We start from the raw sequence: 12,765 nt of genomic DNA, 5'->3' as shown, positions 1-12,765 counted from the left end.
GGATTGAAAGGCTAAGGGAAGGGCCGGAGCGCGGCGGCGTGCCATAGCCGCAGGTGCCCCCTTAATGTTTTGCCCCAGCGGCCTTTGAGCAGTTCAGCCAAATACGCGGTCAAAAATGAAGTCGACCTGTTTGAAATGATAATCGAGGTCGAATTTGTCTTCGATCTCGGCTTCGGACAGGGCGGCGGTTACTTCGCTGTCGGCTTTCAGCAGGTCGAGCAGCGATTTCTCGCCATCGGATTCCCACACCTGCATCGCATTGCGCTGGACCAGCCGGTAGGCATCTTCACGGCTTACACCTGCCTGCGTAAGCGCCAGCAGCACACGCTGGGAATGAACAAGGCCGCCCATCCGGTCGAGGTTCTTCTGCATCCGTTCAGGATAAATCAGCAGCTTGTCGATCACGCCGGTCAGCCGCGCCAATGCGAAATCCAGGGTAATGGTGGCGTCCGGCCCGATGAAACGTTCAACCGAGGAATGCGAAATATCGCGTTCGTGCCACAAGGCGACATTTTCCATCGCCGGCAGGGCATAGGCGCGGATCATCCGCGCCTGGCCGGTCAGGTTTTCGGTCAGAATCGGATTGCGCTTGTGCGGCATGGCCGATGAACCCTTCTGGCCGGGCGAGAAATATTCCTCCGCTTCCAACACTTCGGTGCGCTGCAAATGGCGCACTTCGATGGCGACCCGTTCGATGGAACTGGCGATCACGCCGAGCACGGCAAAATACATCGCATGGCGGTCACGCGGGATGACCTGCGTGCTGACCGGTTCGATCTGGAGGCCAAGGCGTTCCGCGACATGGGCTTCGACTTGCGGGTCGATATTGGCAAATGTGCCCACCGCGCCCGAAATGGCGCAGGTGGCGATTTCCTCGCGCGCGGCGACCAGCCGTTTGCGGCAACGGGCAAATTCCGCATAGGCCTGCGCCAGCTTGAGGCCGAAGGTGACAGGTTCGGCATGAATGCCGTGGCTGCGGCCAATGGTCGGGGTGTATTTGTGTTCTTCCGCGCGGCGTTTGATCGCGGCCAGCAGCAAGTCGATATCTTCCAGCAGCAAGTCGGCGGAACGGGCCAGCTGCACCGCCAGCGTCGTGTCGAGCACGTCTGAACTGGTCATGCCCTGATGCATGAAGCGGGCTTCATCGCCCACCTGCTCTGCCACCCAGGTCAGGAAAGCGATCACATCGTGCTTCGTCACAGCTTCAATGGCATCAATTGCCGCAACGTCGATTACCGGGTCTGTTGCCCACCAGTCCCACAAAGCCTTGGCGGCGCTTTCGGGCACCACGCCCAGCTCGCCCAATTTCTCGGTCGCATGGGCTTCGATCTCGAACCAGATGCGGTAACGCGCTTCCGGTTCCCAGATGGCGGACATTGCGGGGCGGGCGTAGCGGGGGACCATGTTCGACTCCGGTAAAAACTGTTCGTGCGGCGGCTAGGCGGCAAGCCCGGTCAGATCAACCCTTTCGCCTTGAGCGAGACATGGCCCTGGCGGCCGATGATGACATGATCATGCACGACGATGCCCAGCAAACGCCCGGCTTCGGCAATGCGGTTGGTGATCTGGATGTCGGCCCGGCTCGGCTCCGGATTGCCGCTGGGGTGGTTATGGACAAGGATCAGCGCGGTCGCGCCAATGTCCAGCGCCTTGTGCATCACTTCGCGCGGGTGAATGGTTGCTTCGTCGATTGAACCGTCGCCGACGTGATGGTCCAGCACCAGCCGATTCTGCGTATTGAGATACAGCACCCGCACACGTTCCACCGTCAGGTGGGCCATGTCGATCGTGAGATAGTCCAGCAAGGCCTGCCAGCTTGCCAGAATCGGATTTTGCTCCACTGCAACCCGCGCCATGCGCCGGGCGGCAATGGCCACGCATTTCAAGGCTGCTGCGCTGGTCTCGCCCACGCCTTTGACAGATTGCAATGCGTTATCACTAGCGTTCAACACGCCCGCCAAGGTTCCGAATCGGGCAAGGAGTTCCTTGGCCACCGGTTTGGTGTCGCCCTGCCTGATGGTGGCAAACAGCAAATATTCCAGCACTTCATAATCGGCCAGCGCCTCGGCTCCGCCGCCCAATAACCGGGCGCGCAGGCGCGATCTGTGCCCGGTGCCGGCATGAGGGCCGAATTTTTTTGGCCCGCCTGACTCTTTAGGCAGCATGTCTTCAGCTTGCCGCAACCTATTCTCCCACATCAGTTCTCAGAAACCTGCATTGCATTTTGGTAGCGGTGCGCGCAAGTGGGAGTGAGATGGCGCAGGCCGAAGAAAACAATACCGTTATGGACGATACTGTGCCCGATTCTGCACGCCGTAAAGGCGTGGTTAGCAGCGTGGGTAGTGGTGCGCGCAGGCGCGTAGCCGGCCGGGTGCTGCTGGCCGTGGTCGCGCTGCTTTTTGGTGCGGCGCTGACAATCTGGCAATCGCGTGAGATTATCGCCGACAATATCCTTGCCGATCAACTAGAACGCCTTGGCGTTGCTGCCACTTATGACATTGAAGAAATAGCGCCCGACCGTCAGGTTATTTCAAATCTGGTGATTGGCGATCCGGCGAAGCCTGATCTGACCATCGAACGGGTCGAAATCAGCCTGCGATACCGCTTCGGCACGCCTGCAATCGGCCGGGTCACGGCGGTGAAGCCGCGTCTGTATGGAACCTATCGAAACGGCACCTTGTCATTCGGCGCGCTGGATCCGCTGCTGTTTGGCGAGACTGACCAGCCCGCAGGATTGCCGGACCTTGACCTTGCGCTGGTGGACGCACGCGGGCTGGTGCTGACTGATTTTGGCCCGATCGGACTGAAAGCGGAGGGCAAAGGCCGGCTGAATGACGGCTTCAGCGGGATATTGGCAGCAGTTGCGCCGGACTTCAAAGCTGGCGATTGCGCGGCGTCCAATGCGTCCTTGTATGGCGCCATCACTACCCAATCAGGCAAGCCGCGTTTTTCCGGACCCGTGCGGGTGGGCCGCCTGACCTGTTCCGACAGCCGGATTTCACTGCGCAATGCCGCCTTGAAGCTGGATGCCAAGTCTGATGCAGAGTTTTCCCGTTTCGAAGGGCGCGGCCAACTGGCCACAGGCGCGGCATCTGCCGCGGGTAACCGCACGGCGGGCCTGAACGGCACCCTGCGCGCCAAATGGGCGAATGACTCGCTGGATGGAACCTTTGCAATCGCCGCCGGCGCGGTGGATACTTCGCAACTGGGCGCTGCGGTAATGACAGCGAAAGGCTCGCTCCGCGGCCGGGGCATGTTTGATCAGGTGGAAGTTGACGCACAGGTTGAAGGCAATGGCGTAAGGCTGGGGGACACATTCGACCGTGCGCTGGCGGATATGGCCATTACTGCCGACGGCAGTTTTGCCGCGCCATTGGTCCAGAAAATGCGCGAGAGCCTGCGCCGGGAAGCCAGAGGCAGCCAGCTGGCCGCAGACATTCGCGTGCGCAAAACAGGCGCAGTCATGTCAGCCAACATTCCCCAAGCCACGCTGCGCGGCGGCAGCGGGGCTACGCTGCTGTCCCTGTCACGGGTGCAATGGGGGGCGACTGACGGCGGCAGACCGCGCCTTTCTGGCAATATCGCAACTGGCGGGGCAGGGCTGCCGGAAATCATCGGGCGGATGGAAAGAAGCGGCAATGGCCAGTCCATTTTCAGGCTGCGGATGGCGCAATATGCTGCTGGTGAAAGCCGCCTGGCAATCCCGCAACTCGTGGTATCACAGGCGCGGTCAGGCGCCATCGGCTTTGCCGGGCAAGCGGTCGCCAGTGGCGCAATGCCGGGCGGTTCGGCGCGAAATCTGCAAGTGCCGCTGTCAGGCAATTGGTCGCCATCGGGTGGCTTGTCCTTGTGGCGCCAATGCACGCTGATCAGGTTTGACCGGCTGGCGGTGGCCAATCTCACCTTTGACCGGCGCGCACTTACCCTGTGCCCGGCAGGCGGTCAGGCCATCGTGCGCAGCGGCCCTGCAGGCTTGCGTATTGCAGCAGGCGCGCCCACGCTGGATCTGGCCGGGACATTGGCTGGCACGCCCATCCGTATCGCCAGCGGACCTGTCGGCTTTGCCTATCCCGGCGCGCTGACAGCGCGCAATCTGGATATTACGCTGGGCCGTGATGACAGCGCCAACCGCTTTGTCATCAGCAATCTGGATGCGAGAATCGGCAAGGACATTGCCGGCAGTTTTTCAGATGCTGATGTTCGCCTGTATGCCGTGCCGCTCGATCTGGGCAATACCAGCGGCAACTGGAACTATTCCGGGGGCGTGCTGACGATTACGGACGCATCCTTTACGCTGCGCGACCGTTCTGCCGATCAGCGGTTTGAAATCATGCAGGCACGCGGGGCATCGCTGACCTTGAAAGACAGTATCATCAACGCGGATGCTGTCCTGCGCGAACCGCGCAGCGACCGCGAAGTCACCCGCGTGGATATTGTCCACAGCCTGGCCAGCGGGACGGGCCATGCGAATCTGGCCGTTGATGGCCTGCTGTTTGATGACCGGCTGCAGCCGGAAGACCTCAGCATGCTGGCGCTCGGCGTTATTGCCAATGCCAAAGGCGTGGTGACCGGCACCGGGCGGATCGACTGGAATTCGCAAGGCGTAACCAGCACGGGCGTATTTTCCAGCGATTCGCTTGATTTTGCAGCGGCGTTCGGGCCGGTCCGCGGGGCATCGGGCACGGTGCGTTTTACCGATTTGCTGGGGCTGACGACCGCGCCTGACCAGCGTATCAAGGTGGCATCGCTAAACCCCGGCATTGAAGTAAACGATGGGGAAATTTCCATCAGCCTGCAGGGCGGGCAAATGCTGTCTGTTGCAGGTGGAACATGGCCGTTCATGGGCGGGACGCTGGCGCTGAAACCGGTGAACCTCAAACTTGGCACAGCAGAATCCCGCGCCTACGTGCTCGAAATCACCGGGCTGGATGCGGCGCAATTTATCGCGCAGATGGAACTGGGCAATCTCAGCGCTACCGGCGTTTTTGACGGTATTATCCCGATTATATTCGACGAAGCCGGCAATGGCAGGATTGAAGGCGGCAGGCTGGATTCGCGCCCGCCCGGCGGCAATCTCGCCTATGTGGGCGAATTGACGTACAGAGACCTGACACCAATCGCCAATTTCGCTTTCGGCGCGCTTCGCAGCCTTGATTTTGACGACATGCAAATTGCCATGGACGGGTCGCTGTCGGGCGAAATCGTCACCCGGGTCCGGTTTGATGGCGTCAGCCAGGGGGCCGGCACGAAAAACAATTTCATCACCCGCCAGATTGCCAATCTGCCGGTGCAATTCCGCGTCAATATCCGGGCGCCGTTCTACCAGCTGATAACCTCGGTGAAGGCGATGTATGACCCTGCCTTTGTCAAAGACCCGCGTGACCTAGGGCTGGTGTCGGCCAATGGCACGCGCCTGAAACAGCAGACCACCGCGCCGCCGCCGCAAATTACGCCATCCGATCTTATTCCTGACGGACCATCCGCCAAGCCCGTCAGCTCTGTTCAGAATCCATAAAGCGAAAGAGTGCCATGAAAAATCCGCGATTGACCTTGCAGGGTCCGAATGCGACCTTCCTGCCCATGCAGGATGAAACTTCGGGCATTGGACATGGGTGCTTGGAAACCGGGCCATTGGTGAGCGGGCCATTGGTTAGCGGGAGGCGGATGGCAGCGATGGCGATGGCGGCAGCAGGCGCGGCGATGCTTGGCGGATGCATAAGCGTCAACGCGCCGGACAAGCCGATCGTGATCGAACTGAACATAAATATCCGGCAGGAAGTTATTTACCGCCTGGCAGAAGATGCAGGCAATACGATTGAAGAAAACGCAGATATTTTCTGATGGGAACAATGATGAATACCACTGTAATCCGCCGCGCCATCTTGGGCATTGCTGCCGGCACTCTTGCCATTGGCGGCCTGGCAACAGCGGCCCACGCGCAGCGCGACCCTGCCTATGATGCAGCCCGTTCGAGCGGGTCGGTGGGCGAAAAGATGGATGGATATCTGGGCATTGTCGGCAGCGAATCGTCTGAACTTCGCCGTCTGGTAAATGACATCAATATCAAGCGCCGGGCGGTTTATGCGCAAAAGGCGCAGGCCGCCAACGCCACGCTGGAAGAATATGCCCTGACCGCAGGGTGCCTTGCCATTGCACGCACATCGCCGGGGGAAAAATATCAGGCGCCTGATGGCACATGGCAAACGCGTACCTCCGCGCCGCCGATGCGCGACAGCCGCTGCCCCGCATGATTGGGCAGGGCTGGTAAAACGGCCAAGCAACCAAGGGCTGCCGGAATGACAGCCAGTATTCTCTGGCGGCCAGCATTTTCTGACAGGGATCAGCCCGTCCTGATATTTTGCAGTCCTTAAATTCGGGATCATCCGGGCTGGCACCGGTTGACTTCAAAATACCCCCCGCCTAAGGGGGCGGCGCCCTCGGCGGGCAGGTCTTGCCCATGCCTAGCATTCTGTTTCAAGGAGCACGGTATGAGCGAAGACAAGTCCGCACGGGAACCCATTGCTGAGGATGCGCGGATCGACGCGCTCGAAGCGCGGCTGAAAGCTGCACGCGAGCGTGAAGAGGAGCGTAACCGGCCAAAGGCAACTGGTGCTGATGCGAATTATCGTAGCGGTAACAGAGTGCTGGCGGACCTTCTTGGCGGGATTCTCGGCGGTTTGGTGATTGGCTGGGTAATTGATTACTTTGCCGGCACCTCGCCCTGGGGACTGTTGATTATGTTATTCCTCGGAATTATCGTAGCCTTCAGAAACATCATCCGGACAGCGAATGTGCGTCCCGGCGATACTCCTCCCGAGGGGTGAGCAGGGGCGTTTTCGTTCAATTGGCGTAGGGACGTTCAGAACGTGGCAGCCGAAGTGGCTAAAGTCGATCCAATGCACCAGTTCACGATTGCGCCTTTGGGCGGGTCGGCAAACTGGGAACTGGCAGGCTTCAACATTGCTTTCACCAACAGCGCGCTATGGATGGCCATTGCCACTGTTGTGTTGATCATTTTTGTCGCAGGCGGTCTGAAGCGCGAGCTCGTGCCCGGCCGCTGGCAGATGTCGGTGGAATTTTTCACCGGCTTCATTGACGATATGCTGGAAGCGAACGTCGGCAAGGCGGGGCGCAAATATGTGCCCTATATCTTCTCGCTGTTCATGTTCATCCTGTTCGCCAATATTCTTGGCCTGATGCCGCTCGGTGTGGTGGGCGTTCACCCGTTCACCTTCACCAGCCACTTCACCGTCACAGGCGTCCTGGCAATCATCAGTTTTGCCATCGTGCTGGTTGTTGGCTTCTGGAAGCACGGCCTGCATTTCTTCTCGCTTTTCATTCCCAGCGGAACGCCGCTGCCGATGATCCCGATCATTTTCCCGATCGAGTTGATCTCGTTCCTCGTGCGTCCCTTCAGCCTCGGTCTGCGACTGTTTGTTGCCATGATGGCTGGCCACGTTCTGCTCGAAGTGCTTTCCAGCTTCGTGATCGACGGAACCAACGCTGGCGCCGGTTTTGCCGCATTGGTCGGCATTCCCAGTTTCATCCTGATGGTCGGCATTTGTGCGCTGGAAATTCTGGTCGCCGGTATTCAGGCCTATGTTTTCGCCCTGTTGACATCGCTGTATATCAACGATGCCGAGAATCTTCACTAAGACTTTCATCTAACCAATTCAAATTAAACGAAAAAGGAATAATACAATGGACGCAGAAGCTGCAAAACTGATCGGTGCCGGTCTCGCTGCAATTGGTGCCGGCATGGCCGCCATCGGTGTGGGTAACGTTTTCGGTTCTTTCCTTGAAAGCGCACTTCGTAACCCTGGTGCTGCTGACGGCCAGCAGGGCCGCCTGTTCATCGGCTTCGCGGCTGCTGAACTTCTCGGCCTGCTGTCGTTCGTTGTTGCGATGATCCTGATCTTCGTCGCCTGACACTTGCTATCGTGGCTGGCCGGGATGTGATTTCCGGCCAGCTATTTTCTTCGTTTGCCTGATCAACGGGATCCGTTTCAATGCCCCAGATTGCCCAGCTTGCCGAAACATACTCCAGCCAGGTTTTCTGGTTGCTGGTGTTTTTCGGCATCGTCTTCGTCTTTGTCGGACGGGGAATGGTGCCCAAGGTCATGGACACGGTTGCCCAGCGTGACCAGCAGATCGCCAGCGACCTTGCTGCGGCCACTGCCGCCCGTGCCAAGGCCGACGAGGAAGAAGAAGCCTGGCGTGTGCGCGAGAATGAAAATCGCGCCGCTGCACAGGCAATCGTGGCTGAAGCCAAAGCGGATGCAGCGGCCAGTAATGAAAAAACGCTGTCTGCTGCGCAGGAACGGCTGGATGCCAAGCTGGCTCAGGCCGAGCAGGATATTGCCGCTGCCCGCACTTCTGCATTGGCAGAAGTGGAAACGGTTGCTGCCGAAGCGGCGCAGGACATTGTCCAGCGTCTCGCCGGGGTCAGTGTTACTGCTGCAACTGCCAAGTCAGCTGTGAAGAAAGCAATGATCCATGGCTAATGCCCCTGAAGTCTTTGCAACCACACCGGCTGACGTGAATGCGGTGATCGAGCACGGCGCTGCCAAGCATATCGAACCTGAATTGTTCGGCTTTGCACCGTATCAGATCGTCGCTCTGGCCATGCTGGTTCTGATCGTCATCATGATCTGGAAGAAAGTCCCCGGCATGATTGTCGGCGGGTTGGACAGCAAGATCGCTGCCATTCGCACCCAGCTTGATGAAGCCAAGCAGCTGCGCGCAGAAGCCGAAGCCCTGCGCAATGAATATGCTGCCAAGATCGCAGGCGCGCAGAAAGATGCAGAAGCGATGATCGCTGGTGCCCGCACTGAAGCGGATGCCATCCTCGTCAAGGCAGAAGATGACAGCCGGCTGATGGTCGCCCGCCGCCAGCAGATGGCGGAAGACAAGATCGCCGCTGCCGAGCGTGAAGCAATCGAAGATGTGCGCAACCGCGCTGCATCTGCCGCAACCAGTGCGGCACGCGGCCTGATTGCGGAAAAGCATGATGCTGCCGCTGACAGTCTGCTGGCCGATCAAATGATTGCCAATATCTGACGCAAGGGCCGTCGAGACTGAATGTGAAGAGGGCGGCCTTGTGGTCGCCCTTTTCCGTTTCAGCTACCCGGAAGCAGTACCACTTTTCCGACCAGTTGGCGCGATGCCATCGCTTCAAACCCTTCACGCCAGCGTGACAGCGGCAATTGGCGATCTATGTGCGGCGTAATCGTGCCGTTGGCGGCCATGTCCGACACAGCCTGTGAAATGGCCTTACCCCGATCAGGAAAGCGCCGGGAATATTCGCCTGCACGCACACCAACTACGGAAAACCCCTTTATCAGGGGGATATTCACGGCAATTTCCGGGATCCGGCCCCCTGCAAAGCCGACCACCAGCAATTTCCCGCTAAAGGCTACGCAGCGGGTGCTTTCATCAAACACATCTCCGCCCACTGGGTCGAGGACAATATCGGCCAGCGCACCGCCGGTTATATCGGCCACGCTTTCCCGGAAGCGGCCCTGTGCAACGATGGTGACATCGAGCTGATATACCTTCTGTATCCGCTTCAGCTTTTCTTCTGATGCGGATGTAGCGACAACCTTCGCGCCCAACGCCAGCGCCAGGTCGACCGCCGCCAGACCCACACCGCCGCTGGCCCCATGGACCAGCACCCATTGGCCTTTTTTCAAGCCCCCAAGTTCCACCAGCGAGGTGTAGGCTGTGGTGTAAGCCGCGCCCAGAGCTGCTGCCTGCGCAAAACCAAGGCCAACGGGCATAGGCCTGAGCGACCGGGCGGGCAGGGCGGCATATTCTGCCATCGCACCGGTTTTGGCGCCTCCCATCACCTTATCGCCCGGCTTGAACGGGCTTGAATCCGCAGCCTCAACCACGGTTCCAGCCATTTCGAGACCACAGGTGAAGGGAACGTCCGGTTTGGACTGATAGCCGCCGCTGGTCATCAGCAGGTCGGGGAAATTGATCGATGCGGCCGCAACACGCACAAGCACTTCGTCTGCCGCTGGCTTCGGCACCGGAATGTCCACTAATGCGCAGCCTGACAGGTCGTCAGACAGTTGCTCTACGCGCAAGGCCTGCATGATGGCTAGAAGCTATCCTTGGCGGCTCTGAGCGCCGCGAATGTCTGTGCCGGCTCCGTGCCGCCCCAGCGTGCCTGCAGGGATGGATCATCTGCCCGCAGGAAGGGGTTGGTAGCCAGTTCGCGGCCCAGCGGCATGGGGACAGTCCACTCGCCCCTGCTGCGCTTGTCAGCGATTTCATCGGCATATCGCAGCAGTTCCGCATTTTCCGGGTCCGCATGCACTGCGAATTTGGCGCTGGCGGTAGTATATTCATGCGCGCAATATAGCATCGTCTCAGGCGGCAGGGCCTTGATCCGTTCAAGGCTGGCCCAGAACTGGTCCGGCTGACCTTCGAACATCCGTCCGCAGCCAAGCGCGAATACGGCATCGCCGACAAAGGCAATGCTGGCGTCCGGCAGGTGATACGCGATGTGGCCGTTGGTGTGCCCGCCCACATCGATGATTTCGGCGTTCAAACTGCCCAGTTTCACCGTATCGCCATGGGCAACCACAAGGTCGATTGCGCTCAATCGCTCCACTTCCTTCGGCGCGACAATCAGCGCGCCGGTTGCGTCCTTGATGGCCGTATTCCCGCCGGCATGGTCAGGGTGCCAGTGCGTGTTCCAGATATGGGAGATTTTCCAGCCCTTGGCGTCTGCCTGCTTCAGATATTCGGCCGCATCGGGCGTATCGATGCAGGCGGTTTCGCCGCTGGCCGGATCATGGGCGAGATATCCGTAATTATCGGACAGGCATGGGAACTGGTGAATCTGGAGCATGGCGCCATCCTATCGCGACAATACTCCATAGGAAAGGCCCGCTAAAGGAAAGGCCCGCCTGCTCTGATGAGCAAGCGGGCCTTCCGTTAAGCCAATTTCCTGCCGGGGCAGGGGGTCAGGCCGAGGTTTACTCGGACTTGCCCTTCAGTGCTTCGCCAAGGATGTCGCCCAGCGATGCGCCCGAATCGGACGAACCATACTGTTCCACTGCCTGCTTCTCTTCCGAGATCTGGCGGGCCTTGATCGAGAAGTTCGGCTTCTTGGAACGGTCGAAACCGATAACCATTGCGTCGATCTTCTGACCGGCCTGGAAGCGATCGGGACGCTGTTCGTCACGGTCACGGCCAAGGTCCGAACGCTTGATGAAGCCGGTTGCGCCATCGTCGCCGACCTGAACTTCGAGGCCGCCATCGCGAACTTCGAGAACATTGACGGTGACAACGTCGTTGCGCTTCAGCGCGCCGCCGGTTGCGCCTTCTGCCGAAGGTGCGCCCTTTTCGAGCTGCTTCATGCCGAGGCTGATGCGTTCCTTGTCGGTGTCCACGTCGAGAACGACTGCCTGAACTTCTTCACCCTTGCGGTGCAGTGCCAGTGCGTCTTCACCCGAAATGCCCCAGGCGATGTCGGACATGTGGACCATGCCGTCAACGTCGCCGTCGAGACCGATGAACAGGCCGAATTCGGTAGCATTCTTGACTTCACCGGTGACGGTGGAACCAACCGGATGCTTGTCAGCGAATTCTTCCCAGGGATTGCCCTGGGCCTGCTTCAGGCCGAGCGAGATACGACGCTTGTCGGAATCGACTTCCAGCACCATCACTTCAACTTCCTGCGAAGTCGAAACGATCTTGCCCGGATGGACGTTCTTCTTGGTCCAGCTCATTTCCGAAACGTGGACGAGGCCTTCGATACCGGCTTCCAGTTCAACAAACGCACCATATTCGGTGATGTTCGTGACCACGCCCGAAAGCTTCATGCCAACCGGATATTTCGCTGCAACGCCATCCCATGGATCGCTTTCCAGCTGCTTCATGCCGAGGCTGATGCGCTGCGTTTCACCATTGATGCGGATGATCTGCACGGTGACGGTGTCACCAATGTTGATCACTTCGCTGGGGTGGTTGACGCGCTTGTAGCTCATGTCGGTGACGTGAAGCAGGCCGTCAATGCCGCCCAGATCAACGAATGCACCGTAATCGGTGATGTTCTTGACGACACCGTCGATAACCTGGCCTTCAGCCAGCTTGTCGATCAGTTCGCTGCGCTGTTCAGCACGTGTTTCTTCCAGAACGGCACGACGCGAAACAACGATGTTGCCGCGGCGACGGTCCATTTTCAGGATCTGGAAAGGCTGCGGAATTTCCATCAGCGGGGTCACATCGCGCACGGGGCGGATATCGACCTGGCTGCCGGGCAGGAAGGCTACGGCACCGTCGAGATCGACAGTGAAGCCGCCCTTGACGCGGCCAAAGATGCGGCCTTCGACGCGCTTGCCTTCGCCGAATTCGTTTTCGAGCTTGTCCCAGGCTGCTTCGCGGCGTGCGCGGTCGCGGCTGAGCATGGCTTCGCCGTCAGCGTTTTCGACGCGGTCGACATAGACTTCGACTTCGTCACCAACGGACAGGCCGTGGCTTTCTTCGCCGCGGGCAAATTCCTTGAGATCGATGCGGCCTTCGCTTTTCAGGCCAACGTCGATAACGGCATGGCCGCCTTCGATCGACGTTACGGTGCCTTTTACAACGCGGCCTTCAAAGCCGCCGTCGTCTGCACCGCCGAGTTGTTCGTTAAGAAGCGCTTCGAAATCGTCGCGCGTTGGGTTGGCTGTTGATGCCATGGGTTAGAGTTTCCTACAGTATTTTTTCCGGCCGCCGGGTTGGTTCCCGGGGTCTTGTGGCCGAACTCTC

The 12,765-nt window shown here is 59.4% G+C and carries 13 protein-coding genes; 8 read left to right on the top strand and 5 right to left on the bottom strand.

Going from position 1 to position 12,765, the window contains the following annotated elements; translation table 11 throughout:
- Positions 1-93: 93 nt before the first annotated feature.
- On the bottom strand, positions 94-1,404 hold the full coding sequence (purB, locus tag GRI44_RS06365) for an adenylosuccinate lyase (RefSeq protein WP_160600536.1): 1,311 nt from the start codon (positions 1,402-1,404) through the stop codon (positions 94-96).
- Positions 1,405-1,454: 50 nt separating this feature from the next.
- Positions 1,455-2,165 (bottom strand): RadC family protein, encoded by a 711-nt coding sequence (gene radC, locus GRI44_RS06360; protein ID WP_160600535.1) that lies wholly within the window; start codon positions 2,163-2,165, stop codon positions 1,455-1,457.
- 89 nt (positions 2,166-2,254) lie between these two features.
- On the opposite strand from radC, the gene GRI44_RS06355 reads away from it, so the two are divergent.
- The 8 genes from GRI44_RS06355 (at position 2,255) to GRI44_RS06320 (ending at position 9,060) form a co-directional block, all read left to right on the top strand.
- Positions 2,255-5,515 (top strand): YdbH domain-containing protein, encoded by a 3,261-nt coding sequence (locus tag GRI44_RS06355; RefSeq protein ID WP_232842993.1) that lies wholly within the window; start codon positions 2,255-2,257, stop codon positions 5,513-5,515.
- A 65-nt stretch (positions 5,516-5,580) separates the two neighbouring features.
- Positions 5,581-5,841, top strand: a complete 261-nt coding sequence (locus tag GRI44_RS06350; protein ID WP_232842992.1) for a YnbE family lipoprotein — start codon at positions 5,581-5,583, stop codon at positions 5,839-5,841.
- Between the two features lie 11 nt (positions 5,842-5,852).
- Positions 5,853-6,251 carry a YdbL family protein gene (locus tag GRI44_RS06345; protein WP_160601330.1) on the top strand — a complete coding sequence of 133 codons (399 nt, stop codon included), beginning with the start codon at positions 5,853-5,855 and terminating at the stop codon, positions 6,249-6,251.
- A gap of 237 nt (positions 6,252-6,488) precedes the next feature.
- Positions 6,489-6,824, top strand: coding sequence for an AtpZ/AtpI family protein (locus GRI44_RS06340; RefSeq protein WP_160600534.1), 336 nt, complete (start codon positions 6,489-6,491; stop codon positions 6,822-6,824).
- A 42-nt stretch (positions 6,825-6,866) separates the two neighbouring features.
- Complete coding sequence (locus tag GRI44_RS06335; protein ID WP_160600533.1) at positions 6,867-7,655, top strand: F0F1 ATP synthase subunit A; 789 nt, start codon at positions 6,867-6,869, stop codon at positions 7,653-7,655.
- A gap of 46 nt (positions 7,656-7,701) precedes the next feature.
- Positions 7,702-7,929, top strand: coding sequence for a F0F1 ATP synthase subunit C (locus tag GRI44_RS06330; protein WP_160597915.1), 228 nt, complete (start codon positions 7,702-7,704; stop codon positions 7,927-7,929).
- 80 nt (positions 7,930-8,009) lie between these two features.
- Positions 8,010-8,504 carry a F0F1 ATP synthase subunit B family protein gene (locus tag GRI44_RS06325; RefSeq protein WP_160600532.1) on the top strand — a complete coding sequence of 165 codons (495 nt, stop codon included), beginning with the start codon at positions 8,010-8,012 and terminating at the stop codon, positions 8,502-8,504.
- Positions 8,497-9,060 (top strand): F0F1 ATP synthase subunit B family protein, encoded by a 564-nt coding sequence (locus tag GRI44_RS06320; protein ID WP_160600531.1) that lies wholly within the window; start codon positions 8,497-8,499, stop codon positions 9,058-9,060. Before GRI44_RS06325 ends, GRI44_RS06320 begins: the two co-directional genes overlap by 8 nt.
- 59 nt (positions 9,061-9,119) lie before the next feature.
- Here the strand turns inward: GRI44_RS06320 and GRI44_RS06315 are convergent, their stop codons facing one another.
- The 3 genes from GRI44_RS06315 to rpsA all read right to left on the bottom strand — a co-directional run bounded on the left by GRI44_RS06315 (position 9,120) and on the right by rpsA (position 12,695).
- Positions 9,120-10,100: an NADPH:quinone oxidoreductase family protein gene (locus GRI44_RS06315; protein WP_160600530.1), complete on the bottom strand. Its 981-nt coding sequence runs from the start codon at positions 10,098-10,100 to the stop codon at positions 9,120-9,122.
- Between the two features lie 5 nt (positions 10,101-10,105).
- Positions 10,106-10,861, bottom strand: a complete 756-nt coding sequence (gloB, locus tag GRI44_RS06310; RefSeq protein WP_160600529.1) for a hydroxyacylglutathione hydrolase — start codon at positions 10,859-10,861, stop codon at positions 10,106-10,108.
- Between the two features lie 127 nt (positions 10,862-10,988).
- Positions 10,989-12,695 (bottom strand): 30S ribosomal protein S1, encoded by a 1,707-nt coding sequence (gene rpsA, locus GRI44_RS06305; RefSeq protein WP_160600528.1) that lies wholly within the window; start codon positions 12,693-12,695, stop codon positions 10,989-10,991.
- Between the last annotated feature and the right edge of the window lie 70 nt (positions 12,696-12,765).

Source organism: Allopontixanthobacter confluentis (assembly GCF_009827615.1).
GTDB classification, from domain to species: domain Bacteria; phylum Pseudomonadota; class Alphaproteobacteria; order Sphingomonadales; family Sphingomonadaceae; genus Allopontixanthobacter; species Allopontixanthobacter confluentis.
The sequence above is the reverse complement of the archived record's forward strand: the minus strand, read 5'-3'. Positions and strand labels throughout refer to the sequence as shown.